The organism is Ferruginibacter profundus, assembly GCF_054783275.1.
The window spans coordinates 2,012,554-2,038,822 of record NZ_BAAGQW010000002.1; the positions used below are offsets into that span (position 1 = coordinate 2,012,554).

At 39.5% G+C, this 26,269-nt stretch carries 20 protein-coding genes; 12 read left to right on the top strand and 8 right to left on the bottom strand.

The annotated features are described in order from the left end of the window. Positions 1–7: 7 nt before the first annotated feature. The 3 genes from ACYVM0_RS18700 to ACYVM0_RS18710 all read right to left on the bottom strand — a co-directional run bounded on the left by ACYVM0_RS18700 (position 8) and on the right by ACYVM0_RS18710 (position 6,156). Complete coding sequence (locus ACYVM0_RS18700) at positions 8–877, bottom strand: glycosyltransferase family 2 protein (protein ID WP_460559499.1); 870 nt, start codon at positions 875–877, stop codon at positions 8–10. 138 nt (positions 878–1,015) lie between these two features. Further along, positions 1,016–2,827, bottom strand: coding sequence for a GTP-binding protein TypA/BipA (gene typA, locus ACYVM0_RS18705; RefSeq protein WP_460559501.1), 1,812 nt, complete (start codon positions 2,825–2,827; stop codon positions 1,016–1,018). A gap of 188 nt (positions 2,828–3,015) precedes the next feature. Continuing rightward, the gene (locus ACYVM0_RS18710; protein ID WP_460559503.1) at positions 3,016–6,156 is read right to left on the bottom strand and encodes a T9SS type A sorting domain-containing protein; all 3,141 of its coding nucleotides are present in this window, start codon (positions 6,154–6,156) and stop codon (positions 3,016–3,018) included. A gap of 165 nt (positions 6,157–6,321) precedes the next feature. Here ACYVM0_RS18710 and ACYVM0_RS18715 point away from each other — a divergent pair, with 165 nt between their 5' ends. Continuing rightward, positions 6,322–6,780 (top strand): methylglyoxal synthase, encoded by a 459-nt coding sequence (locus ACYVM0_RS18715; protein ID WP_460559505.1) that lies wholly within the window; start codon positions 6,322–6,324, stop codon positions 6,778–6,780. Here ACYVM0_RS18715 and ACYVM0_RS18720 read toward each other — a convergent pair whose 3' ends face one another. Next, the gene (locus tag ACYVM0_RS18720) at positions 6,781–7,908 is read right to left on the bottom strand and encodes an acyltransferase family protein (protein ID WP_460559507.1); all 1,128 of its coding nucleotides are present in this window, start codon (positions 7,906–7,908) and stop codon (positions 6,781–6,783) included. A 96-nt stretch (positions 7,909–8,004) separates the two neighbouring features. Between ACYVM0_RS18720 and ACYVM0_RS18725 the strand changes: the two genes are divergently transcribed. The 6 genes from ACYVM0_RS18725 (at position 8,005) to ACYVM0_RS18750 (ending at position 16,318) form a co-directional block, all read left to right on the top strand. Beyond that, positions 8,005–9,372 (top strand): Gfo/Idh/MocA family protein, encoded by a 1,368-nt coding sequence (locus ACYVM0_RS18725; protein WP_460559509.1) that lies wholly within the window; start codon positions 8,005–8,007, stop codon positions 9,370–9,372. 94 nt (positions 9,373–9,466) lie between these two features. Further along, positions 9,467–10,567 carry an LBF_2804 family protein gene (locus ACYVM0_RS18730; protein WP_460559511.1) on the top strand — a complete coding sequence of 367 codons (1,101 nt, stop codon included), beginning with the start codon at positions 9,467–9,469 and terminating at the stop codon, positions 10,565–10,567. A 4-nt stretch (positions 10,568–10,571) separates the two neighbouring features. Further along, the gene (locus ACYVM0_RS18735; RefSeq protein ID WP_460559513.1) at positions 10,572–10,856 is read left to right on the top strand and encodes a hypothetical protein; all 285 of its coding nucleotides are present in this window, start codon (positions 10,572–10,574) and stop codon (positions 10,854–10,856) included. Between the two features lie 77 nt (positions 10,857–10,933). Then, entirely contained in the window at positions 10,934–12,865 is a 1,932-nt protein-coding gene (locus tag ACYVM0_RS18740; protein ID WP_460559515.1) for a TlpA family protein disulfide reductase, read from the top strand. A gap of 105 nt (positions 12,866–12,970) precedes the next feature. Next, positions 12,971–15,010, top strand: coding sequence for an excinuclease ABC subunit UvrB (gene uvrB, locus ACYVM0_RS18745; protein WP_460559517.1), 2,040 nt, complete (start codon positions 12,971–12,973; stop codon positions 15,008–15,010). A gap of 210 nt (positions 15,011–15,220) precedes the next feature. Next, the gene (locus ACYVM0_RS18750; RefSeq protein ID WP_460559519.1) at positions 15,221–16,318 is read left to right on the top strand and encodes an MBL fold metallo-hydrolase; all 1,098 of its coding nucleotides are present in this window, start codon (positions 15,221–15,223) and stop codon (positions 16,316–16,318) included. Here the strand turns inward: ACYVM0_RS18750 and ACYVM0_RS18755 are convergent, their stop codons facing one another. Continuing rightward, on the bottom strand, positions 16,319–16,693 hold the full coding sequence (locus tag ACYVM0_RS18755) for a VOC family protein (RefSeq protein ID WP_460559521.1): 375 nt from the start codon (positions 16,691–16,693) through the stop codon (positions 16,319–16,321). 142 nt (positions 16,694–16,835) lie between these two features. Between ACYVM0_RS18755 and ACYVM0_RS18760 the strand changes: the two genes are divergently transcribed. From ACYVM0_RS18760 to polA, 5 genes are all read left to right on the top strand, one after another. Further along, positions 16,836–17,579 carry a ParA family protein gene (locus ACYVM0_RS18760; protein ID WP_460559523.1) on the top strand — a complete coding sequence of 248 codons (744 nt, stop codon included), beginning with the start codon at positions 16,836–16,838 and terminating at the stop codon, positions 17,577–17,579. A 161-nt stretch (positions 17,580–17,740) separates the two neighbouring features. After that, positions 17,741–18,079 carry a GxxExxY protein gene (locus ACYVM0_RS18765; RefSeq protein ID WP_460559883.1) on the top strand — a complete coding sequence of 113 codons (339 nt, stop codon included), beginning with the start codon at positions 17,741–17,743 and terminating at the stop codon, positions 18,077–18,079. Between the two features lie 115 nt (positions 18,080–18,194). Next, the gene (locus ACYVM0_RS18770; protein WP_460559525.1) at positions 18,195–18,926 is read left to right on the top strand and encodes an esterase family protein; all 732 of its coding nucleotides are present in this window, start codon (positions 18,195–18,197) and stop codon (positions 18,924–18,926) included. An 85-nt stretch (positions 18,927–19,011) separates the two neighbouring features. Next, on the top strand, positions 19,012–19,428 hold the full coding sequence (locus ACYVM0_RS18775; protein ID WP_460559527.1) for a hypothetical protein: 417 nt from the start codon (positions 19,012–19,014) through the stop codon (positions 19,426–19,428). Positions 19,429–20,034: 606 nt separating this feature from the next. Continuing rightward, a complete protein-coding gene (gene polA / locus ACYVM0_RS18780; protein ID WP_460559529.1) occupies positions 20,035–22,911 on the top strand; it encodes a DNA polymerase I in 2,877 nt (958 codons plus the stop codon). 41 nt (positions 22,912–22,952) lie between these two features. Here polA and ACYVM0_RS18785 read toward each other — a convergent pair whose 3' ends face one another. The 3 genes from ACYVM0_RS18785 to ACYVM0_RS18795 form a co-directional block, all read right to left on the bottom strand. Then, positions 22,953–24,023, bottom strand: coding sequence for a transglutaminase domain-containing protein (locus ACYVM0_RS18785; protein WP_460559531.1), 1,071 nt, complete (start codon positions 24,021–24,023; stop codon positions 22,953–22,955). Between the two features lie 188 nt (positions 24,024–24,211). Beyond that, the gene (locus ACYVM0_RS18790) at positions 24,212–24,394 is read right to left on the bottom strand and encodes a hypothetical protein (RefSeq protein ID WP_460559533.1); all 183 of its coding nucleotides are present in this window, start codon (positions 24,392–24,394) and stop codon (positions 24,212–24,214) included. Between the two features lie 206 nt (positions 24,395–24,600). Beyond that, positions 24,601–26,190 carry a L,D-transpeptidase family protein gene (locus ACYVM0_RS18795; RefSeq protein ID WP_460559535.1) on the bottom strand — a complete coding sequence of 530 codons (1,590 nt, stop codon included), beginning with the start codon at positions 26,188–26,190 and terminating at the stop codon, positions 24,601–24,603. Positions 26,191–26,269: the final 79 nt, after the last annotated feature.

Consider the following 26,269-nt stretch of genomic DNA (forward strand, 5'->3'; position numbering starts at 1 on the left):
TCAAAATTTATTCTGCAGCATTTTTATTTTTAAATCTTTCTTCCGCTTTTTTAAACGGCGATTTAATGATATTGAGCAGGTAGCCCGAAAATATAAAGGGCGCCAAAAGGAACCGTTGAATATCTGTTTTGTATTTTTTACGGATATAGTTGAGCTTAAGATATTCGCCAAGATAAAGCCGGTGGTGCTTTTTTACAATGTAGTTCTGGTTATCCGTCCGCTTTTTTTCGTCTTTAAATTGCGTGGCTACTGAAGCCGCCACAATGCGGTAGTGAAATAATTTTTCGCTTATAAAATAAAATTTAAAGCCGTTGGCATAAGCATTTATCCAAAACTCCCAGTCTTCGTGGCCCCAGTAAGGAATATCGGTATCGTAGCCGTTATTTTTTATCCATACTTCTTTTGAAAACATGGCGCAATTATCTATGTAGTTGGCTGCTAATAATTCGGTAATATCAAAGGGAATCGATTTAAAAGTTCTTGCGCCTGCTCCTGTATCGCCAAAAAAAACAGGCGAACAATATACTACCTGGTATTCGCCTTTTTCTAAAATGGCAACGCCGGTATTGATATATTCCGGTGTCAGCATATTATCCGCATCCAATGGCAGAATATATTTTCCCCTGGCATTTTTTATAGCGGTATTTCTTGCCACTGCCGGGCCGCCATTTTGCTGATGAATTACGGTATAGCCTTGCACTTTTAATTCGTCAAGCCTGGTAAGTGTATACGCATCTGTTGAACCATCATCAACAATGATCACTTCAAAAGAAAAACTAACTTTTTCTTTTTTAATACTGTCTAAAGCATCCTGCAAATAAATACCGTGGTTAAAGCAAGGCATTATTACAGACAACATGCAATTTGAGGCATCCATAATTATAAATTACGCAAACATAGCTCTAAAAATTTACTATTAAAAACAAGGGGAACTTTAAACCAAGAGATAAATGGCAGACAAAATAAAAACCCGGAAGTATTAGTTCCGGGTTAATAAAGAAAGTGAAATATTATTTTATACCGCTTCGGTCTTCATTTGCTTGGAAACCCTTGAGCGTTCGTTCTCATCTAAAATCACTTTACGCATACGAATGCTTTTTGGTGTAACCTCAATACACTCGTCTTGCTGAATATACTCCATACACTCTTCCAGCGTCATCATGATCTTAGGAGCCGCCTTGCTGGCATCATCACTACCGCTTGCACGGTGGTTGGTTAATTTTTTAGGTTCAGTAGCATTAACATTTAAATCACCTGGCTTAATATGCTCGGCAATAATTTGTCCTGCGTATACTTCATCTCCCGGATCTACAAAAAACCTTCCCCTGTCCTGTAATTTATCAATAGAATAACCTGTAGTTTTTTCGGTATTTTTAGATAACAACACACCATTACTTCTGCCTGGTATAACGCCTTTCCATGGGCGGTAATCGGTAAAGCGGTGAGCCATTACGGCTTCTCCTGCTGTATTGGTCAACATATTGCTACGTAAACCGATCAGCCCTCTTGAAGGAATATCAAATTCCAGGTGCTGCATTTCGCCTTTACTTTCCATGATCAGCATTTCGCCTTTACGCTGTGTAACCAGGTCAATTACTTTACCACTGAATTCTGCAGGCACATCTACCACCAGGTTCTCATAAGGTTCACATCTTTTGCCATCGATATCTTTTACCAATACCTGTGGGTTACCAACAGTTAATTCAAATCCTTCCCTTCTCATGGTTTCAATCAAAATACCTAAGTGCAAAATACCTCTTCCGTACACCAGGAAGCTATCAGCACTATCGGAATCTTCCACACGAAGCGCCAGGTTTTTTTCTGTTTCTTTCATCAGCCTGTCTCTTAAGTGACGGGAGGTAACAAATTTACCTTCACGGCCAAAGAACGGGGAGTTATTAATGCTGAACATCATGCTCATGGTTGGCTCATCCACGCTTATCACCGGCAATGCTTCAGGAAAATCCACATCACAAATGGTATCACCAATATTAAAAGTTTCCAGCCCAACTATTGCACAAATATCACCTGCACTTACTTCAGTTGCTTTCTTTTTACCTAAAGCTTCAAAAGTGTACAGTTCTTTTACTTTCATTTTTTTAATGCCGCCATCTGCCTGTACCAGGGCAATTTGCTGCCCTTCCCTTACAGTACCACGGGCAACCTTGCCTACCGCAATCCTTCCTAAAAAAGAAGAATAATCCAATGAAGTGATCTGCATCTGGGTAGTACCTTCATTCACTTTTGGTTCGGGTACATGTTGCAATATTGCATCCAGTAACGGGAAGATATTATCAATTTCATCAAGTGTGGTATTCATCCAGCCATTCTTGCTGCTACCGTAAATAGTAGGAAAGTTCAACTGCTCTTCTGTAGCATCCAGGTTAAAGAATAATTCAAAAACTGCATCATGCACTTCATCAGGGCGGCAGTTTGGTTTATCTACTTTATTAATTACCACTATAGGATGTAAACCTAAGTGCAACGCTTTTTGTAATACAAAACGTGTTTGTGGCATTGGTCCTTCAAACGCATCCACTAACAACAATACACCATCCGCCATTTTTAAAACTCTTTCTACCTCACCACCAAAGTCACTATGGCCGGGAGTATCAATCACGTTAATTTTAACGCCTTTGTAAGTTACAGATACGTTTTTACTGAAAATGGTGATACCTCTTTCCCTTTCCAGGTCATTATTATCCATGATCAATTCACCTGTCTCCTGGTTATCCCTGAAGATGTTGGTGCTGTGCAAAATTTTGTCCACCAGGGTCGTTTTTCCGTGATCTACGTGGGCAATGATAGCGATGTTACGAATATTCATTATGTAATTATTGTGGTAAAATATTGAAAACCAGTACAGTTATAATTTTTACCTATTTTTTTGAAGGTGCAAAGGTACGCTATTTAACCCGGCTTTCCGCATTAAATAACCATGAAATTGAGCTGGTGTGGGTAAAAGTAAATGGCCCTTTTGAGGCCATTTACAAACACAATAACCTGCCGCAGGCATTAATGACTCTCTTTAACAAATTTCTTTGTAAACTTCTGATCCCCGGCTATTACTGAAAATACATATTCGCCGGGCGGCAGATCCTTTATGGGCATGGTATAATAATTATTTCCTCTTTCAAACAACGGCGGCTCAAAGGTTTTTACAATTTTGCCTTCCATATCGTAAATAGCCACTGCAGCACGAATTTTTTTGGTTAATATAAAGTTGGCATTTAAAATATCGGTTACCGGGTTAGGAAACAATACAATATTAGAGGCTTCATTGGCTGCCTTTATAAGTATGGTATTGGAGTAGCTAAAACTATTGTTGTCTTTGTTGAATATTTTTACACGGTAATAAAAGGGTATGGCAATATTGAGGTTTTTATCGGTATAAGTATAGTTGTTATTAGCATTACCGGTGGCATTTATTGTTGCAATTGCAGCAAATTGCTGCCCGTCAATACTTCTTTCAAGTTCATATGATTTATAAGCCGCTTCATTATCAATATTCCAATGTAATACATTAGATTCCCCGGCCTTATCGCCACTTAATATAACCGGCTTGGCAGCCAGTGGTATCACTGTGAGCTTTACACGAAATGTTTTCATCTCGTTATGCCCTATTGCTATCAACAAGTTTCTGTTGCCGAAAATATTGTCGCCAATATCTGTTTCCAGGTGAGTGGTACGTTTAGCCTGGTTGATCACCAAACTATAAGTAAGTGTTGACGTGGCATCAATATCGTCCAGGTTCCATACCCGTGTAATTGTTCCCCTGTCTATCCCTTCTTCGGCGGGTTTTACACTCCATATTAAGGCATCGGGGTTATCGTTGGTAATATAGGCATACTGGTTAGGCAATAAAAAATTAACCGGGTTGTATACAGCGCCGCAGATCATAGAATCCTGGTGTTCCAGTGCATTTTTCATTTCGGCTGCTGCTGAATAACCGGTGTGGCTTGTTATGGCAAAACGTTGATTAAAAATGGCATCTCCGCCCTGCCCCGGAATACCAAATCCGCCGATAGCCCCGCCTGCCAGCACATTTAATTGAGCACTGTTCTCATCCAGCGTTGCTACAGAGCTGCTCCCTATTTTCATAAAATAGCAATCCTGGTTAGATAAGGTAATACCATAGTTGGTAACCGTATCGTTTACACTGGCAAAATGATTCAGGGTACTCCAATCGTACCTTGCATTTTGAGTAGCATAATGGCCGGCATGATTGTTCAGCTTTGCCCTTATTACTGCGCCTGTTTCCTCGTGCCATACCTCGGGGTTGTTAATATTAAATGAATAGGTCCAGGTTTTAGTGGTGGAAAAATTCTGTGTTATCTGGTTATCTATTTCTATCCGGGCAATATTTTTAAACAGGGTTATCCTTGTGGTATGTGCCGGCGAAACCCCGGTACCCGTAGTGGTGAGTACAGTAACTGACACCGGTCCTGAGTTTTCAATAACTGCTGTTCCGTTATTGCCATTACCGCTGCCCAGGTCATTAACATATTCGCCTGGCTTTACCATTTCCTTATTGCCATTCAGCTTATCAATGATACTTGTAATAACTCCCTGGTTGGTATAAGTAACTTTATAGGAATCATTTTCAACAAATTTAAAACTTCCGTTGGTGCCGGTAGTAAACCAGTTGCTGGGAAAAGCAGTTGTACCATTCCTGATTTCAAAAACCTTATACCCGATAGACGGTATACTGTCGGCAAGGATACGTAAATAAGAGACCCCGTTTTTAGTAAATGTTTGCGAAGGTGCTTCTGTATTAGTAGTAACATCCATTACATAAACCTGGCCGGCAGGCGTGTACGCATAATCGGCATAGTTGGTACGTTTCCACCCCAGTGGGTTAAAGGCAAAAAACCGGGTGGTGGAAGGTATTTGGTTAGTGATAAGATCGCTTAAATTGCTTCGTGCAAGATTGTACAATTGATTTACGTAAGATGATATGGTGGTTTCCAGCCTGCGCTGAAAAGCGTTGCGCTCACTAAAACTAACGGAAGAGCCCGAAACGCCGTTAAAGCCAAAATCATGTTCCCAATATAAACCCAGTGCACTCCAGGCCGCTTTTTTTAAACTATCCAATGTGCCTGCAAAAGTTGGATTGTAATTAGTAATTATAGCAGCCATTGCTTCAGCACCGCGTAATTTTTCTACCGACCGCTTTACTTTGGCACTTACTTCGGCAATAGAGGCACAGGAAAGATCCCATTCGTTGCCAAAAGTACGGGGAGCTACTTCGGGTATCTGGCCGGGTGTGCCGCCATAAGTATTTTCAAAATCCTTAAAAAAATCCACTTCATTGCTTACAATAACCTGCTGCGATGCATTTGAACTGCCCTCTAACAGGTCGTCTTCTGTTTCAAAATCATCATTACCATAACCAAAGCCTGCAGCAATATTATACGGATAAGCGGCGGTGCCGCATTTTGCGGCCAGTTTGCTAACGGCAGCGGTAGGGTTCCTTACTTCAGCATACCCGCCCAGATCGAGATAATCAAGATAATTATACCATTTTAAAAGTACTTTATTGGTATCTAATCCCTTATACCAGTACATTTCATTTTGCCTGCTGGTGAGGCCGGGCACCTGGGTATAACATCCGCATACGCCGTGCCAGCAATATTTGGCGCCTGCACCACGCCAAAGCGATCCAAGCCCCAGCGGAAGAGTTTGGTTTTCCATGGCGGTGGCCATATCAAGATCAATATTATACCTTCTTTCCAGGCTTCCTGCATAATACATGCCCCGCAAAATAGCTTCTGCCGGTACACCGCCATAGGTAGATATTAATGGGGAATAAGGTAAGGTAATCTGCCCGTTTTTTATCTGGTTGATAAACCTGGTAAATTGTGCCGGGCTCCGGTATTTTTCATAAATGGATGCCCAAAAAGAACCGTCGCAATTCCATTTGCTTTGCAGGTAATAATTAGCGGCACCGGGATATGCGGCCAGGGTTGCATCATTATGATCTATCCACCAATCAAGCATATGGCAAAATGCCGAGTCATAATCTGCCTCATTACCCGTCCACATATAATCTGTATGATCATCATTGGCAATATAAATACGCTTTTGGGCACCTGAAGTAACTTGCAATAACAGAAATACAATAACAACACCTATCTTAGTAAATGTTTCCCTCATAAATGTTTGTTTACATTAGTTAGTTTTACTTTACATATAATGCAAGCAAGTCAATCAAATATTAGTAGCTAAGGGGAGATGGTTTTTTGATAGAATTGAGAGAGGCGACAACAAATATAGGCGATTTTAGTAAAAAACCCGTTTTTATCACAAATTATCAACAAAATGAGTGAGGTCAGAAAGATTGCTCCACGTAAAAGAATAGCACTGGTAGCGCACGATAACAAAAAAGCCGACCTGATAGATTGGGCGGAGTTTAATAAACTGGTACTGGCAAAGCACGACCTTATTGCCACTGGTACTACAGGCAAAATGCTGGAAGAAAAGCTGGACCGGCCGGTAAAGAAAATGCTGAGTGGCCCGCTGGGCGGCGACCAGCAAATTGGTGCCATGATAGCAGAAGGGAAGATTGATGTATTGATATTTTTCTGGGATCCCATGGAAGCTCAGGCACACGATAGTGATGTAAAAGCCCTGTTGCGCCTGGGTGTGGCGTGGAATATTTTACTGGCCTGCGACAGGGCTACTGCTGATTTTATTCTTACCTCCCCGCTGATGCACCAGAATTATGAAACGCAAATACCCGATTACAGTAATTATTTAAAAAGAAAGGTAGTGCGGTAATTATACCCTGATGTAAATTTTTCTTTTGTCTAAAAAATAAGCTACCAGCCAGCACAGCAGCATAAAACAAACTGCAAATAAAAAAGAACCGAGGTAATCACCTGCCGGTTGAAAAATAGTATTGTATATCCATTGGTACAGTGTTGTTTTGCTATCTACCCTGGAAAAATATAATAAAGTAGCACCTAATTCTGATAATAAATAAATGAACAAAGGGTTGCGGCCCGGTATTTCAAAAAACCAGGTCCAGCCGGTTGTGTGTTTAAAATTAATGATATAGATAAGTGCGGCAAGAATGACACAATCCAACCCAACCGTAAGTACAACAAAAGAACTCGTCCATAATTTTTTATTCACCGGAAAAGTCAGGTTCCAGCAATAGGCAGTAAATAATAATGCTGCGCCAATCAATAATAAAACCGTTACTCCTTCGTAACTGTTGCCTTTTTGCTGAATAAATTTACCCACCACATAACCCGCAATCACATTGGCAATAGCCGGCAATGTGCTTAGCAAACCCTCGGGATCAAATGCAACACCCTCACCATGATACAAATGTTTTTCGTTTAATAACCATAGGTCTAATTTAAAACCTGCGTTGGTTTGCATACCCAGGGGGTCGGTGGCATCTCCAAATACATACAACAAAATCCAATAGGCTAATAAGAACAGTACAGCAAGCAATACCGCTGTTTTAGGTTTTACATAATATACTATCAGTGATGCAATGCCATAACAAAGTGCTATCCGTTGCAGTACACCAAAAACCCTGGTGTTTTCAAAAGGAGCAAAAATAAAACTGCCGTCCAGGTCTCTTTTTACAAACGGGAACCAATACATGAGATAACCCAGTAAAAAAATAATAAAAGTTCTTTTCAATATTTTCCACAGCACCTGGCTTTGTTTAAGATTGCTCCATTTGGGCATTACAAAGCTCATGGCATTACCTACCGCAAATAAGAAAGAAGGAAATACCAGGTCGGTAGGTGTAAATCCGTTCCAGCGGGCATGCAGCAGCGGCGAAAAAGTAGTGGCCCCGTTACCGGGTGTATTTACAATGATCATAAAACAGATCGTCATGCCACGAAATACATCTAATGCAGTAAATCTTTGAGTGGTTGCGGTCATAAGCAAGTGTTGTGATCTGTAAAATAAACATTTTTTATTGCGCCACTAAACATTTGTAACTTTAAGCTTACCATTTACATTTTAAACTGATTGCTTATGTCAAAACCCTGGTCACGCCGTGATGCCATACGGGCATTAGGCCTTTCTTTCGGAACTGCTGCTCTTCCTTTTTCATCATGGGCTGTTGATGAAAATAAACAGCGCATTTTATTGCCGCAGCAAAAATTACAATTGGATAAACCGGTTACGGCCATCACCTGTGGCGCCGGCAACAGGGGCAATGTGTATGGCGGTTTTTCATTAGCCTACCCCGATCAGCTGGATATTGTAGGTGTGGCAGAGCCTATTGCCATCCGCAACGAGCGTTATGCAAAAAAGCATAATATTAAAGATGAGCATCGGTTTACTACCTGGGAAGATGTTTTTAAACGGCCCAAGTTTGCTGATGCCATCATCATTACCACCCCGGATAACCTGCATTATGGCCCCTGCATGAAAGCGCTATCCATGGGTTATGATGTGTTGTTGGAAAAACCCATTTCTCCCAGCGAAAAAGAATGCCGTGATATTTTAGCACTGGCAAAAAAAACCGGGCGTATTGTTGCGGTTTGCCATGTGCTTCGCTATGCGCCTTATTTTGTAAAGCTGAAAGAGATTATGCAGAGTGGCGTGTTAGGCGAGATCATCAGTATACAACATATGGAACCGATTGAGCACATACATATGAGCCACTCGTATGTACGTGGCAACTGGCATAACAGTGCTGCCACCACGCCGATCATTTTAGCAAAGTCCTGCCACGACCTGGATATTTTAAGATGGATGCTGGAAAAACCCTGCACCAATATCCAGGCATTTGGAAACCTGAAGTGGTTCACCGAAAAAAATGCACCCGCGGGCAGTACTGCAAGGTGTACCGACGGTTGCAAAGTAGAAGCCCAGTGCCCTTACTCTGCTTTAGAAATCTATTACCGCAAGAGGGAACGCAATTATGTTTTTGACCTGCCGGAAGAAAAAGAAAAACAAGCGGCCTATGTGTTGGAGCAATTAAAAACAACTAACTATGGCCGTTGTGTGTACAAAATGGATAATGACCAGCCCGATCATTACACTACCAATATTTTATTTGAAGGTGGCGTAACGGCAGCATTTTCCATGGAAGCATTTACATCTTATGATGGCCGCAGAACCAGAATAATGGGAAGCTTAGGTGATGTGGTAGGTGATATGACCAGTTTTGTGATGACCGATTTTTTAACCGGCAAAAAAACAGAATGGAAACAGGATACGGATGGGCATGGCGGAGGCGACTGGAGACTGGCGCAGGATTGGATAAAAGCAGTGTCGCAACACGATCCATCATTGCTTACTTCCACCATCGACGCTTCTATTGAAAGCCATGTAATGGGCTTTATGCCAGAAGAAAGCAGGAAGCATAAGAAAGTGATGGAAGTGAAATTGTAACCCTGGCTGTTGTCTTCACTAAGCGGAATAATGAAATCATATGAATAGCGGATTTTTTGAACTGAGCATTCAATAAATCCGCTATTTTGCATTGGTGAAACCGATATACAATTTATTTTACCGCATATTACCCGTAAGAAAAGTTAATACTGATAACCAGCTTTTTTTATTGACCGAAGAAGAGATTAAAACCATACGCACCAAAGAAAAAATAGCGATCTGGCTGGCTGCATTTTTTGGCGCTATGGGAGTAGTGCTGTTGTATGTACCACAATATGCTTTCCCACATTTGTTTCCTTCTGCCAATATCAGTTTGTTTGGTAAAACATTTGCTGTACCGGTTATAATGCTGGTATATAGTGTAGTATTGGTGATCATAGAAATTATGCTGCTCACTTTCTTAAATATCTGGTGTGCGCATGAAATAGCAGTGGCCACCGGATTTTTAAATTATCAATCTAAAAAAGAAAAAGACAAACGCAACCTGCTGATCAATATCGGCCTTGAAAAAAAGAACAAGGAAATTTTAAAGTACGGTATTGACCCCTTGCAGGGCATTAATAAAAAAGCATTACTGGCCTGGAACTTTTTTTTCATTTTAAAAGCCACGCTCAGCAATATGTTGTTTAAGATTTTGATACAACGTTTGCTCGGGCGCTATGCCGTTAAAGCAGTGCAGGATTTTGCCGGCATTCCTGTTTTTGCTGCGTGGAATGCCTATGGAACCAAAGTAATTTTAAAAGAAGCCCGGGTAATAATTATGGGGCAAAATCTTATTGAAGAAGTTTGCGGCCGCATCCGCAAAGACCAGGCACCTACTGAAGAATTTAAAAATTTATTGTACGATACTTTACAATACATTGCAGTAAGTAAGAGAGATTTTCATCAGAACCATTTTATTCTTACAAAAAATTTATTTGAGATATACAATGTGCAGCCTAAAGACAGGCATTGGCTGGAAGAAGGCTATTACCAAAAACTACATGCCGCAGGTAAAGAAGAAAAAGAAGTGTGCCAGTTGCTGATCGCAATCGGGTTTTTATTGGATGGCAAATTATCCATCACAGAAAGATTACAGATTCATGAATTGAAAAAAGAAGGTTTACTGGATATCAGCACCGAAGAAATAAAAAAATACCAGCATGATTTTTTAAACGGCCGTGGTATTGAAGGATTGATAACAAAATATATCTGAGTGTATGAAGGAACCTAAAAAAGTATTTGTACCGCATATTGCCATTTGCATCATCATGGATGTAATTGGTATGGCTACCTATGCGGTTCCGGGTTTGGGAGAGTTTGGTGATATTATCTGGGCGCCCCTTTCGGGCTATATCTTTTTTAAATTATTTGGCGGCAGGTTTGGTGTAATTGGTGGTGTGCTCAATTTCCTGGAAGAAGTAATTCCGTACACAGATATAATTCCCTCCTTTACCATAGCCTGGTTTATCAGGAAGAAACAGGCAGAAAAATTAACCCGGTAGTATTACCTTTTATCAAGAATTAATTTGAGCCTCGCTTTTTTCATGTTATATTTATTCCTCATCTTAAAACATCCCAAATGAAGCAATTTCTGCTATCTGCCATTGCATTCGCTTTTATAAGTATCGCCACAGCACAGGTTAAGTTTGAAGCGTTGACCATTACGCCGCAATTTCCCAAAGCCGGGCAAACAGTCAGTTTTAAATACAACAAACAACTGTCGCCCTTAATTGATGAAAAGAAGATAGATATTGTGGTGTATCTTTTGGATGGCACGGAATATAAAGTGATAGAACCCAAAGCGGTACAGGCAGGCACCGTTTTCTCGGGTAATTTTAAATTAAATGATAAGACCAAGTGCTTTGCATTTACTTTTTCATCTGGTAAAGAAAAGGATATCAATGCCAGCAAAGGTTATTTTGTTCCGGTGTACAACAGCAAAAACGAGCCGGTTCCTCAGTATTATTCCACGATCTATAATATACAACGGTTTTATGGCGAAGATTATTTCGGCATCACTTTTAATGCCCAAAAAGCCTTTACTGTTTTTGAAGAAGGTTTAAAACAAAATCCGGCACTGAAAAACGATCCTGATTTTTTTAACACCTACTTAAGCTGTTTAAATAGCGCTAAAAAAGCAGAAGCTATCCCCATTATTAAAGAAGAATTGCTGAGCCTGGAAAATAAAGGCAACCTGACCGAGAAAGATTATAATACACTTATACAATGGTACACCAGGGATAAAAGAAAAGGCAAAGTTGATACCCTTAACGCAGCGATGAAAACGGCTTTTCCCAATGGATCCTGGAAAAAAAATGAAGCATTATCAAAATTTTATGCGGAAAAGGACATGGCTAAAAAACTAACCCTGTACGATGATTATATTGCCCAGTACCCGCCAACTGAGGATGATAAAGCTACGATCGATAGATTAAAATCGCAGCTGGCCAATGCCTACGCCAAAGCCAAAGATTATAAATCCTATAACGAATGGAATCAAAAATTAAGTAAAGCCATGGCGGCCAGCAATGATAATAATATTGCCTGGGCAATGGCAGAAGCCAATGAAAATATTGACGAGGCAAAAAAAATGTCTTTATCGGCCACCAGTTATGCCAAAGCTGAAAATCTAAAACCCACAGAAAAAAAGCCTGATTATTTTACCACCAAACAATGGACAGGAAGCCGCAAAAGCCAATACGGTATGTATGCAGATACGTATGCCTTTATCATGTATCAAACGGGTGATTACAAAACCGGTTTGCCTTATGCTAAAGATGCAGCCGCTGCCAGCGATTATAAAAATGCAGAGTACAATGAACGCTACAGCCAGTTAATGGAAAAAGTATTGCCACCTGCAACAGTTAAAAAAGAAATTGAACAGTTTGTAAAGGATGGTGCCGCTTCTTCTAAAACAAAAGCCATTTTAAAAACATTATATGTAGCAGAAAAAAAATCGGATGCCGGTTATGATGATTACCTGGCCAAACTGGAAATGACCGCCAAAATGAAGAAGCGGGAAGAAATGGCCAAAACGATGACCAACGACCCGGCACCAAAATTCAGCCTGAAAGACCTTGATGGTAATGATATCAGCCTTGAAGGATTAAAAGGTAAAGTAGTGATCGTTGATTTTTGGGCAACCTGGTGCGGACCTTGTATTGCTTCGATGCCTGCAATGAAAACAGTGCAGGAAAAATTAAAAGCAAGAGGTGATGTGGCTTTTGTTTTTGTTGATACCTGGCAAACTGAAGCAGACAAAAAACAAAACGCCATTGATTTTCTGAAAAAGAACAATTATCCCTTCCATGTGTTGTTAGATAACGAAGATAAAGTAGTATCAGAATTTAAGGTGAATGGCATTCCTACAAAATTCGTTATTGACAAAACAGGTAACATACGTTTTAAAAGCGTGGGCTTTGGCGGCAACGATGATGCGCTGATTGATGAGGTGGATATGATGGTGGAAATGGCCGCTGCTGATTTTCCTGTTGACAGGCATGTAAAATAAAAATCTGTTTCCGCCGCCGGAAAAAAATCCGGTCTGCATTATTGCCGGACTGTACATTTATTATTGGTAAATTTACAGTCCGGTTTTTATTAAATTTATTTCAGGATGCAATTCAGACTTCAATCATCGTATCAACCTGCAGGCGATCAGCCACAGGCCATTCAGCAACTTACCCAGGGATTACTGAATGGAGAACGTTACCAGACTTTATTAGGTGTAACCGGCAGTGGTAAAACATTTACCATGGCCAACGTGATACAAAATGTACAACGCCCGGTATTGGTACTTACCCACAATAAAACACTGGTGGCGCAATTGTATGGCGAGTTCAAACAATTTTTTCCTGATAATGCCGTGGGTTATTTTGTAAGTTATTACGATTACTACCAACCCGAAGCTTATATGCCGGTGAGTAATACCTATATTGAAAAAGACCTGAGCATTAATGAAGAGTTAGATAAATTAAGATTGCAGGCCACGGCGCAATTATTAAGTGGCAGAAGAGATATTATTATTGTGGCCAGTGTAAGTTGTATTTATGGTATGGGTAATCCTACCGATTATGAAAACGGCATTATCCGTATTACACAGGGCCAGCAAATTTCAAGGCAAGGATTTTTGCACTCGCTGGTCAATTCTTTATACAACAGAAGTGAGGGTGATTTTACAAGAGGCACTTTTCGTGTTAAGGGCGATACCATTGATATTAATTTACCTTACGTGGATTTTGGTTACCGCATTACTTTTTTTGGTGATGAAATTGAAACGATAGAAACATTGGAACTGAGCACCGGCAAACGCATCAGCAGTGTGGAGAATGCGGCTATCTTTCCTGCAAACTTATACGTAGCACCAAAAGATATGCTGCAACAGGTAGTGCATGAAATACAGGATGAAGTGCTGGCACAGGAAACGTATTACAAAAATTCAGGAAAATATATTGAAGCACAGCGCATTAGCGAAAGGGTGAATTACGACCTGGAAATGATCCGTGAATTAGGGTATTGCAATGGCATAGAAAATTATTCCCGTTTTTTTGACCGGAGAAAACCGGGCACCAGGCCATTCTGTTTGTTAGATTATTTTCCAAAAGATTTTATTGTGATGATCGATGAAAGTCACCAAACCATTCCGCAGGTGAGCGGTATGTATGGTGGCGACAGAAGCCGTAAATTAATTTTAGTGGATTATGGTTTTCGTTTGCCCAGTGCCCTGGATAACCGCCCTTTAAATTTTCATGAGTTTGAAGCATTAACCGGGCAAACGATTTTTGTTTCTGCAACACCGGCCGATTATGAACTGGAAAAGAGCGAGGGCATTGTGGTGGAGCAAGTGGTAAGGCCGACAGGTTTATTAGATCCGCCGATAGAAGTGCGTCCATCTTTAAACCAGATTGATGACCTTTTGGATGAGATAGATAAACGAATTAAAAAAGGCGACCGTGTGTTGGTAACCACACTTACCAAACGTATGGCGGAGGAAATGACGAAATATTTAGAGCGTATCAATATCAAATGTAAATACATCCATAGTGAAGTAGATGCTTTGGAACGTGTGGAGATTTTGCGTGAGCTGCGCCTTGGTGTGATTGATGTATTGGTGGGTGTGAATTTATTAAGAGAAGGATTGGATCTGCCTGAAGTTTCTTTGGTTGCCATTTTAGATGCCGACAAGGAAGGTTTTTTACGCAATGAGAGAAGTCTTACACAAACTGCAGGCAGGGCCGCACGTAATGTTGATGGCCTCGTAATTTTTTATGCGGATGTGATGACGGAGAGTATGCAAAAAACCATTGATGAAACCAATCGCCGCAGGGAAAAACAGATTGCCTACAATATTCAACATGGCATCACCCCTACCACTATTAAAAAAGATACGCAACAAATTATGGCGCAGGGTTCGGTGCTGGATGTAAGAGGTTATGATCCTGCAAATCCATACTCTATTAAACCTGATGAAGATATTGTGAGTATTGCCGCAGAAGATGAGGTAGAATATAAAACCATCCCCCAGATGGAAAAAGGCATTGGCAAAATAAAAAAGCAAATGGAAAAGGCTGCGAAAGATTTAGATTTTATGGAAGCTGCAAGATTAAGGGATGAAATGTTCAGATTACAGAAGGAATTGGAAGGCATGAAAAAATAGCCTGAAACTACCTTGTGGTTTTTGTTTGCCACGGATTACACAGATTTTCACCGATTAAAATACAGTGCCTTCATCCGTGTAAATCTGTGCAATCCGTGGCAAACTCTTATTCACGCAGTGAATAAAAAATATTCTTGATTATAAAATATCCTGCCCCCTCGTTCGTCTCCATTAACAGGGTATACAATTTAAAAAAAAATAAGTTTACAGATGATAGTGTCTTTGGTAATTGTAGTGGCATTAGTAGCTGCCATATATATATTTATGCAGCAATCAAAATTTGGCAGCCAGCCTACCGGTGAAAGATTGGATTTAGTAAGGGTTTCCCCGCAATATAAAAGCGGGGCTTTTCAAAACCAAAGCCCTACCCCCAGCTTAACGGAAGGTGCAAGCTTTACGTCTGTACTGGGTGAGTTTTTATTCAAGCAAAAAGAAAGAAAAAAGCCGGCACAGGTGTTACCTTCAGCAAAAACTGATCTGTTTGCATTGAAGAAAGAAGAAAACGTTTGGGTATGGATGGGCCACTCTTCTTATTTTATGCAAATTGATGGCAAAACAATTTTAGTTGATCCGGTATTGAGTGGCGCTGCATCACCATTAAGTTTTACCACAAAGAGTTTTCCTGGTTCGGATATTTATACTACGGATGATATTCCTGCTATTGATTATTTATTTATCTCCCACGATCACTGGGACCACCTGGATTACAATACATTGAGAAAGTTAAAACCCAAAACAAAAACCATCATTACCGGCTTAGGTACCGGCGAACATTTACAGCGCTGGGGTTTTAAAAAAGATATGATCATTGAAAAAGACTGGAATGAAAGTGTAACGCTTGCTGATGGCTTTTCGGTAACGGTTACTCCGGCAAGGCATTTTTCGGGAAGAGGGTTTAAAAGAAACGGTGCTTTATGGGTATCGTTTGTATTACAAACACCCCGGCATAAAATTTACCTTGGTGGTGATAGTGGTTATGACGACCATTTTAAAACCATCGGTAACCAGCATGGCCCGTTTGACCTGGCGATATTAGAATGCGGCCAATACGATAAAAGCTGGAAATACATTCATATGATGCCCGAAGAAACCGCATTAGCGGCACAGGAATTAAAAGCTAAAAAATTACTGGCCGTGCATTGGGGCAAATTTGCTTTAGCCAATCATACCTGGGATGATTCTATTAAACGGGTATTTAAAGCGGCAAAGGAAAAGCAGTTACATTTACTTACTCCGATGATTGGAGAAAAAGTTACTATTGATGATGATGCACAAAAATTTTCTGCCTGGTGGGAGCAGCTGGATTGATTATTTTTCCGCTTCCACCGGCCACCAATCGTTGCCAAAAGCATCTTTAAAACTACAGGTATAACCGTAATCCATTGCACAGGGTTCCATTTGTGAGGTAGCACCAAAAGCCAATGCTTTTTTATAGGTCTCATCCACATTATCTACATAAATAAAAATACCGGCAGGCCGGGGCGCATACTGTTCGGTAGCATCGGCAAACATGATTACGGCATCCCCGATCCGCAGTTCGCCGTGCATAATAATGCCTTCGCTACGGGGAACAATTACCTGCTCCGTTGCACCAAATACGGCTTTCATAAAAGTGATGAAGTCATACGCTTCGGGAACGATCATGTACGGCATCAGCCGGTTGTAGTGCGCTGGAATTTGCATGGTGTTAATTTTTAAAATGTGTAACCGGGTAATACTATCTAAATCGAAGGGTATAGTTCCCCTTTGGGAGTTAGGGGCAAAAAGGTACGATTTTCCTGAAAAAATCCTATCTTACTAATCCGATTTTTATAAAACATAAATCATGACAACAATTGCTCTTTACAACCTTAAAGGCGGCGTTGGTAAAACCGCCAGTTGTGTAAACTTCGCCTATTTAGCAGCTGCCGATGGTTTTAAAACCCTGCTGTGGGATATTGATCCACAGGGTTCTTCTTCGTTTTATTATAAGGCAAAACCAAAAACCCACCCCGGCATTAAAAAACTCATTACCAAAGATGCCGACCTGGAAAATGGTATTATGAGCACTGATTTTGAATTGCTGGATGTAATACCTGCCGACAGCAGTTCTAAAACATTTGACATCATGCTGGAAGAAATGAAGGGCAACAAAACCAGGCTGAAGGGGGTATTGAAACAACTGGATAAAGAATATGATTTTGTGTTTATCGATTGCCCCCCGGGATTTAGTGCTTTAAGTGAAAATATTTTTAATGCGGCAGATATTGTACTGATGCCGGTTATTCCTACTACATTATCCATCCGTACTTATCATATGGTGAAGGATTATTTTAAAGAAAAGGATTTGGATATTGCCAAGATGATGTGCTTTTTTACCATGGCCGACCTGCGTAAAAATATGCACAACGAAATAATGCAGGAATTATATAAAGACAAACGTTTCTTCCAGAATTATATACCCTATTTATCTGATGTAGAAAAAATGGGCGTGCATAAAGCACCGATCATGGAATTTGCCAACAGCAGCTATGCAGCAAAATGTTATCGTGAATTATGGACTGAGATTAAGGAAGGAGTATTAGAATAGTTGTGACACGGAGATGCGCTGAGAATACACAGTGATTCACAGAGTTCTTTGTGTATCGCTGTGAAAAATCTCTGTGTAACTTTCTGTAATAACCTTCTTCGTGCAACCCACTCAGCTATCGCTTCATTTAAGTCATAAACTACACTAATGAAATTGCTATAATTATTATTGGTTGTGCTATTAATGTACACCGAACATTTGGCCCTGGGCTTTTAGAATCAGCTTACAGAGAATGTCTTCATTATGACCTGAATGAAAAAGGCCTCTTTGTAGCAAAAGAAAAATTAATGCCAATCGTTTATAAAGAAGTAAAACTTGACCACGGTTATAGGATGGATTTATTGGTGGAAAATAAAGTAGTGGTGGAATTAAAAAGAACAGAAGCAATCAATGATGTTCATATCGCACAACTTCTCACTTATCTTAAATCAGGGAATTATAAACTTGGCTTGATCATTAATTTTCAGAATAAATTACTTAAGACGGTATTAAAAGACTGATTAATTAACAGCGTTTTGCAGATTTTAATAAAATTCTGCTTCAGGAAATTTTAATTCCTCTCTGTGCATCTCTGTGTTACAACTTTGTGCATCTTTGTGAAACAAACACCAAAATATGAAAAGAGAACTCGCCAGCTGGTTTAGCCCGGCATTGCAAAAAGAAATGCCCATTGTTACTTATGGAGATTACGGTTTTGCTTTGTTATTAGTGCCCACCGCAGCAGCCGATTACCTGGAGTATGAGCGCTTTCAGCTGATGGATTGCCTGGCGCCTTATATCAATAGTGGTAAAGTAAAAGTATTTTCGGTAAACAGCATCAATACCGAAAGCTGGATGAACAAGCAAATGCAGGGGGAACATAAAGCTATCCGTCAAAACCAGTTCAACGAATATATTTATAACGAGGTGGTTCCTTTTATCAGGAACAGCACTTCGTGGGAAACACCCATTATTACCTGCGGTGCTTCTTTTGGTGCTTTGCACAGCATGAACCTTTTTTTAAAACGTCCCGACCTGATCAATGGCGTAATTGCCATGAGCGGCGTGTACAACCTGATGGAATATACCGATGGTTTTTATGATGACCAGGTGTATTTTAATTCGCCCATGCATTACATTCCTAACCTTACCGATCATTATGTTTTAGAGCAGATACGCAGGAGTCCTCATGTGCACATCCTTACCGGCAGCGGCGAGTACGAAGCACCTGATGCTGCCAAGGAATTTGCCGGCGTTTTATATAATAAAGGTATTAATTACGAACTGGATGTATGGAATCACGAGTGGAAACACGACTGGCCAACCTGGCGGGCCATGTTACCAGCCTACCTGGAGACCCGTTTTTAGGCTTTTAATTGCTTTTTAATCTCATATATACAATAAAGTGAGGCTTTTTCTGTTATAACTGGGAATCCTTTTAAGATCCAGTCACATGAAAAAGCCTTTTCTACTTTTTGCACTAAAGTGCTCAGTTATAGTATACTTTGCCGCATGTACCAGTATTGATCAGTTAGCGGTTTCAAATTCAATTACAGATAAACTTACCACCAAAGGTGCCTGGAAGGTGAATTGCTTTGGCAACGCCACCAACGATAATACCTGTGTTTTTGAAGGGTATGCTTTTGCTTTTGATGCCTCGGGCAAGGTAGTTGCCAGCAAAGATGGCAACACTATTGAAGGCCACTGGCTGGAAGATAATATCTCCAAAACCATTACTATTAGTTTTAATGACGGTAATAATCCTTTCGGCCAAAGATTAAATACCCAATGGTCTATCGATACGGTTGATAAATCTTCTATCAGCCTTAAAAGCAATAACAGGGAAACACTGCTTATTTCAATTATCTGACCGCTCTGTTGCACCCGCTAAAAAAAGCGGGGCTGGTTTCATAAATTTGCTTGCTCCGCCAAAAGCGGGGCATTCTATTTTTGTGTTATCAAAGCATTGAACTAATTAACTAAAACCAATACCAGGAAAGACCAATATCCAACCAATATCCAAAGTGGCCCGTTTAAAATCCACCCATAAAAACATAGAGGTTTAGTTTTTAAAATCCAATTTCAAATGCATTGATTAAGGTTGTTGTAAAACAACCTTTTTTTATTGTTATCATTTAAAGGCAATAGCAATAAGGCTACCGGCGCTGCTATTAACCCCATAAAAAATGCGGGGTATCTTTTATAAACTTGCTTGCCTGTACCCCTTATATGCGCAGTAGTTTTGTGTTAACAAAGAACCTAGGAGATAATCCCATGAAACCAAACCAGGAAAAAGCCAATATCCAAACCAATATCCAGATTGTGCCCGCAAAAAATTCGTCCTGTGAAAACAAAAAATATTACTCTTAGTCTTTAAATCCAATTTTTCTGAAGAACTTTAATTAAAGGTTGTTATTGAACAACCTTTTTTTATTTTTTCATTGGGTTAGCCATGCATAATGTTTATTTTTACCGCATGCAAAAAAAATTATTTTTATTAGATGCTTTTGCCCTTGTTTTCCGGGCATATTATGCGTTGATACGCAACCCACGTATTACCAGTAAAGGAAGAAATACCAATGCACAATTTGGTTTTACCAATACGCTGATCGATTTAATAAAAAATCAAAACCCTACCCACATGGCCGTATGTTTTGATACCAGTGCGGCCACAGAACGCCATACCGATTTTGCAGATTACAAAGCCAACCGGCAGGAAACACCTGAAGATATTTCTGCCGCTGTTCCGGATATAAAAAGAATCATTGAAGGATTAAACATTCCGGTTATTGCCATCGATGGGTATGAAGCTGATGATGTAATTGGCGCACTGGCAAAACAGGCGGAAAAGGAAGGGTACGAAGTTTTTATGGTTACGCCCGATAAAGATTACGGCCAGTTAGTTACCGAAAATATCAAGATCTATAAACCGCCATACCAGGGTGGCAGTTTTGAAATAATGGGGCCTAAAGAAGTATGTGCTAAATGGGATATTGAAAGAGTAGAACAGGTAATTGATATTTTAGGCATGATGGGTGATGCGGTAGATAATATACCCGGCATACCGGGTGTAGGAGAAAAAACAGCTGCCAAATTATTGAAAGAATATGGCACACTAGAAAATGTATTGGATAATGCAGAAAAAATAAAAGGCAAGCTGGGTGAAAAGATTGTTGCCGGCAGAGAGCTGGCGATGATGAGCAAAAAATTGGCTACCATCATCACCAATATTCCTGCAGCTGAATTTCATGAAGAGAATTTCAGGATAAAGGAAATGAATAAGGAAGCGCTTACAGCAATTTTTGAAGAGCTGGAATTTAAAACCTTAGGGAAAAGAATTTTAGGCGATGATATCAATGTAACTGCTGAAGTGTGGAATCATACCAACCAGCCGGCTGAAAAAGCTCCCAAAAAAGAAACGGCGCAAATGGATCTGTTTGGAAATATTATTGAACAACCTGAAGCCAAAACCCCGGCAGCAGCTGCAAGCCCCGGTGGCGGTTTAGAAGATGGAGAAGGCCCGATAACAGTTGATAAGAATATTAACAATACACCACATCATTATATTCTTGCCAATACTGATGAATTGATAAACCAATTAACCAATACACTAATTAGCCAACAGGAAATTTGTTTTGATACGGAAACCACCGGCATTGATGCCAACGATGCCGAATTAGTGGGATTGAGTTTTTCTGTAACTCCCGGTGAAGCTTATTATGTTCCGTGTCCTGCAGACAGGGAACAATGCATTGCGCTGTTACATAAATTCAAAGTTGTATTTGATGATGCGACCAAACTTTGGGTAGGACAAAACATTAAGTATGATATGCTGATGTTGAAATGGTATGGTTTTGAAATGGCAGGTGATACTTTTGATACCATGCTGGCACATTATGTTATTGAACCCGATGGCAAAAGAAATATGGATGCCCTGAGTGCAAAATATTTAGGTTACGAACCGGTGCATATTGAAGAACTGATTGGCAAAAAAGGCAAGGGCCAGGGAACGATGAGGGATGTGGAAGCAGAAAAAATAAAAGATTATGCTGCAGAAGATGCAGACATTACGTTGCAGTTAAAAAATATTTTTCTTCCGCAGTTAAAAGAAAAAGAAGTAGAAAAGGTTTTTTATGAAGTGGAGAATCCATTGGTGAAAGTATTAACGGCAATGGAATTTGAAGGCATCAGGATTGATGAAGGATTTTTAAATGATTACAGTAAAGAATTAGAAAGAGAAGCCAAAGCCGCAGAAGAAAGTGTATATAAACAGGCAGGTGTTCGTTTTAACCTCGCCAGTCCTAAACAATTAGGCGAAGTGTTGTTTGATAAATTACAGTTAGACCCTAAAGCTAAAAAAACAAAAACCGGTCAGTATGCAACAGGTGAAGATGTGTTGCTGAAATTAGCTGCACAAAATAAAATTGTGGATGATATTTTGGTGTTCAGGGAATACACGAAATTAAAATCTACTTATGTGGATGCACTGCCATTGATGATCAATAAAAAAACAGGCCGTGTACACACATCGTATGCGCAGGCGGTTGCAGTTACGGGAAGGCTGAGCAGCAATAATCCTAACCTGCAGAATATTCCTGTACGTACAGACAGGGGCAGGGAAATACGCAAAGCATTTATACCCAGAGATAAAGATCATGTATTGATTTCTGCGGATTATTCGCAAATTGAGTTGCGTATTGTTGCAGCCATCAGTGGCGATGTAAATATGTGCGAAGCTTTTACCACAGGAAAAGATATTCATACTGCCACAGCAGCAAAAGTTTTTAATGTAGAGGAAAAGGATGTGACCAAAGAAATGCGGTATAAAGCCAAGAGCGTAAACTTTGGTATCATATATGGGCAAGGTGCATTTGGACTGGCAGAAAATTTAGGTATTCCAAGAGCTGAAGCCAAAGAGATCATTGATAATTATAAAAAACAGTTTCCCAATATTCAAAAGTATATGGATGATACCATCAACTTTGCTAAGGAAACCGGTTATGTGCAAACACTGATGGGCCGCAAGCGTTGGCTGAGGGATATCAACTCCGCTAATTTTACTGTTCGTGGTTTTGCAGAACGCAATGCTATCAACTCTCCTATCCAGGGTAGCGCTGCTGATATGATCAAACTGGCGATGATAAAAATTCATGCCGAGTTTAAAAAGCAGAATTTTAAAAGCAAGATGTTATTACAGGTGCATGATGAATTGGTGTTTGATGCTCACCGCAGTGAAATTGAGATCATCAAACCGGTAATTTTAAATTGTATGCAAACCGCTCTGGCATTGCCCAATGGTGTACCTACTGATGCAGAAATTGGTATGGGGGAAAATTGGCTGGAGGCGCATTAAAATACAGGGTGGGCCACCCATGGGGGTGACCCCCCAAAAAATTACTCTACAATTTTTATCCTGTATCTCATAGCCTTTTTATAATCAAAAAGTAATTCAATATAGTATAATGAGTTCTCATTTACTACATAATCGAATGTATAAGTATCACCGGTTTTTTTAAACGAAATATAGACTTGTCGTTTTATTGCAAGTGTATCAGTGATTATTTTTTTTGTTTTTTCGTCTTTATACCAAAGCGGTGGGTTTCTAAAATTATTTGAATTGATTTGCAGCTGATTAATTGTTTTTTTATAGTTAAAGCTGAAATGAATAGTGTCGCCCCGTTTTAATTGTAATACTCCACTATCAGGTTTTTCCTCATAAATATTTTCCAGTATTTCAGTGCTGTAATAATAAGGCTTGTTAAAAAAAACTTGCTTGACAAAAGCAGGTTTTTCTATCCATTTCCCATTGCCTGGATAATGATTTCTTACAAGTTTTGGATAAGCTGTTAACCAATAATAATTTTTATATTCTTTTACATATCCTGTCAGTTTTCCAGTTTCTTCATCTTCTGTGCATCCTCCTGCAGCCCATGTGGCATCTGCATAATACCATACACTATCAATCATAACTGCATTCCACGCATGATTAATGCTTAATGAATTACCAACCTGGTAAGATTTATTTTTTACATACCCTTCAACAACTTCGCATTTAATATTACTCAGATCGCAAAGCCGTTTAAACAATTCGGCATAGCCACTACAAACTCCTTTTTTCTTTTGCAAAACAGTTTTAATATACTTTTCTTTCCATTCTTCTATTCTTTGGGAGCAATCAACAACTGACTCACAATCGGGCTTTTTTACTTCTTTTCCTTTATTGATAAACTTATAGTCATAGGATATATTCTCTGTTATCCATCTGAAAATTGCCCTTACTTTATAGATATTTTCCTTGTATGGTTTTGTAAGATCCTGAGAAAGTTTTATCATGTCTTTCTCATATTTTACAGTTTTGACAAAACTATCTACAGATTGGAAATCGTAAGCATCAAATTTATTTTGCGCTTTTGAATGATCACATATTATCAGCAAAAGAATATAGAGTGCGAATTCTTTTATCATTTTATAAAATGAAGGGTAAAATAATAAGTGAATATAAAATTAATTCCCGAAACCTTCTTTAGCGTAATACAGGGTGGGCCACCCATGGGGGTGACTCACCCAATAAAAAAAGGTTATCCTTCGATAACCTTGATCTCCTTAACTCAAAACTAAACTAACTGAGAAAATTGAATAGGGCCGGTACATGCTTACGCATAGTTTCTTCTCGGAGTGGTGCTTTTCTTTTGCCGCTGAATATTCCACAGATCGGCAGAAGTGAAAATTTTATGGTGTTTAAGATGTTCAAAAGCTAAAGTTTCTTTTACTTCTTTTGTTAACACTTCCATTTCATCCCTGCTGATAGTGATATCCAACTTTGTTGTTGTTTTCATGACTATCTTTTTTGTACCACAAAGAGAATAAAAAAATAAAGCTCCATTTATAAATAACTCGTATACGGTAGTTGTAAATGAGTAAGCGGAAGATTCAGGGCCATAAGTTATATTTTGGCAAACAGCATACCTTATCAAAAGAAGTCAAGTCTTAAAGACTTGACTTCTTTTGGAGCTACTTTATCAATAATACAGGCATGTAGTTTTTATTTTCCAAACAACCTGGCTTTCATTTTTTTATCGTGGCCATAAATATCATCACGAAAATTTAATTGGCCTTCCCCATCTACCCAGGCAGTAAAGTAGCCTATAAAAACAGGGGTAGTTTGTTTTAAAGTAAAGTATTGTTCTTTGCCTGCATTCATCGCATTGTTGATTTTTACAGAATCCCATGTGGCGTCATTACGCAAAAGAAATTGTGCCAGCTTTTTAGGTTCTGCCAATCTTATACAACCATGGCTGAATGCCCTTGTGGCTTCGCTGAATAAACTTTTAGCAGGAGTATCATGTAAATAAATATCGTAACTGTTAGGGAATAAGAATTTTACCAAGCCAAGCGAATTAGCTGGCCCGGGCTTTTGCCTTACTGCACCATTATTCCATTCCATATTATGCGATGCCAGGTAATTTTTATTTCTTGCTATGCCCGGCAATACTTCTTTTTTTAGTATGCCTGGTGGCACATTCCAGTAGGGACTGAAGACAATATATTTTAAATTACCATTGAAGATAACAGTATTATGCACCACAGACCCTGTTACTACATTCATGCTAAAAGCATGTTGCCCTTTTTCATACACATGTAACCGGAATTCGGGAATATTGATCAGTAAAAAATCTGTGGTGGGTTGCGCCGGCATCCACCTGATGCGTTCCATGTTGATCAGTATCTGCTGTAGTCTTTCTTCCACCGGTCTGTTCATTTCTGCAATCAATGCGGTATTGATAATTCCGTTTTCTTTAAACCCGTAACGGTGCTGAAAATTTTTTATCCCATCTTCAAGTTCTTTTGTAAATACTGCAGATGTATCAGTGTTATTAATATCGCCGGTAAGTAATAATCTTTTTTTGATGTTGGTTAAACAAGTGGCAGTGTCATTTAGCTTATAAGCTTTCCTGCCGGCAGTAATTGTTTTCCAGCCACCGGCTTTTTCAATACCATAGTATTTTAGCAGTTGTTGTTTCAGTAAATTATATTGCTTGTTTACAGGCTCATACCCGGCGATATTTTTTCCTTTATTAGCCAGCATTGAATCTAATATTGCAGCAGGATTAATTTTTTTACGGGGAATAAACCAGTCCAGCTCTTTTGCATTCAGTTGGTTATTGCCCTGGTAAGCTTTTCTTGCATAGCGAAAAAATTGAACGGTAAGCAGCAGTTCTGTTTTAACAGCAAGACTGTCATCCGGCTTTAAATTTCCTGAATTGGCAGAATCATACAATTGCTGCAAGCGGGGATTATATAAAGAACTATCACCGGAGTAATTAATATAATCATTGTACATGTCGTAAAAAGTAGCTGCATAATCTGCAATACCTTCTTTAAAAAACCAGGCACACTGATAATTACGGTTGTTATAAAAACTACGCAGCCTGTTAGCCAGGGAATCTTTATACCCTTGTTGCGCAATAAATTTTTCCATTACCGTACTGTCGATAAAAAGATCGCTGTAAGATTCAGCTGCAGTTACAGTTTTATCTCTTGCCGTAACCTGACCGTCAGCCTTTTCAGTTGTTGAGGTACAGCTTATAAATAATGTGGCCATACAAATGCCGGCCAGGATAAAGGTTTTCATCGTATTTATTGTTTTTGCAACGGCGTGCAAGGTATACCACAAAGTTGTTAGTGCTTTGTTATATCAGCGCCGCTACATA

Coding starts and splice junctions, on each gene's coding strand:
- ACYVM0_RS18710 (WP_460559503.1), bottom strand. CDS start 6,156: ATGAGGGAAACATTTACTAAGATAGGTGTTGTTATTGTATTTCTGTTA.
- ACYVM0_RS18790 (WP_460559533.1), bottom strand. CDS start 24,394: ATGAAAACAACAACAAAGTTGGATATCACTATCAGCAGGGATGAAATG.
- ACYVM0_RS18715 (WP_460559505.1), top strand. CDS start 6,322: ATGAGTGAGGTCAGAAAGATTGCTCCACGTAAAAGAATAGCACTGGTA.
- ACYVM0_RS18770 (WP_460559525.1), top strand. CDS start 18,195: ATGAAAAGAGAACTCGCCAGCTGGTTTAGCCCGGCATTGCAAAAAGAA.
- ACYVM0_RS18775 (WP_460559527.1), top strand. CDS start 19,012: ATGAAAAAGCCTTTTCTACTTTTTGCACTAAAGTGCTCAGTTATAGTA.
- polA (WP_460559529.1), top strand. CDS start 20,035: ATGCAAAAAAAATTATTTTTATTAGATGCTTTTGCCCTTGTTTTCCGG.
- ACYVM0_RS18735 (WP_460559513.1), top strand. CDS start 10,572: ATGAAGGAACCTAAAAAAGTATTTGTACCGCATATTGCCATTTGCATC.
- ACYVM0_RS18750 (WP_460559519.1), top strand. CDS start 15,221: ATGATAGTGTCTTTGGTAATTGTAGTGGCATTAGTAGCTGCCATATAT.
- ACYVM0_RS18755 (WP_460559521.1), bottom strand. CDS start 16,693: ATGCAAATTCCAGCGCACTACAACCGGCTGATGCCGTACATGATCGTT.
- ACYVM0_RS18700 (WP_460559499.1), bottom strand. CDS start 877: ATGGATGCCTCAAATTGCATGTTGTCTGTAATAATGCCTTGCTTTAAC.
- ACYVM0_RS18795 (WP_460559535.1), bottom strand. CDS start 26,190: ATGAAAACCTTTATCCTGGCCGGCATTTGTATGGCCACATTATTTATA.
- ACYVM0_RS18785 (WP_460559531.1), bottom strand. CDS start 24,023: ATGATAAAAGAATTCGCACTCTATATTCTTTTGCTGATAATATGTGAT.
- ACYVM0_RS18720 (WP_460559507.1), bottom strand. CDS start 7,908: ATGACCGCAACCACTCAAAGATTTACTGCATTAGATGTATTTCGTGGC.
- ACYVM0_RS18740 (WP_460559515.1), top strand. CDS start 10,934: ATGAAGCAATTTCTGCTATCTGCCATTGCATTCGCTTTTATAAGTATC.
- ACYVM0_RS18760 (WP_460559523.1), top strand. CDS start 16,836: ATGACAACAATTGCTCTTTACAACCTTAAAGGCGGCGTTGGTAAAACC.
- ACYVM0_RS18725 (WP_460559509.1), top strand. CDS start 8,005: ATGTCAAAACCCTGGTCACGCCGTGATGCCATACGGGCATTAGGCCTT.
- typA (WP_460559501.1), bottom strand. CDS start 2,827: ATGAATATTCGTAACATCGCTATCATTGCCCACGTAGATCACGGAAAA.
- uvrB (WP_460559517.1), top strand. CDS start 12,971: ATGCAATTCAGACTTCAATCATCGTATCAACCTGCAGGCGATCAGCCA.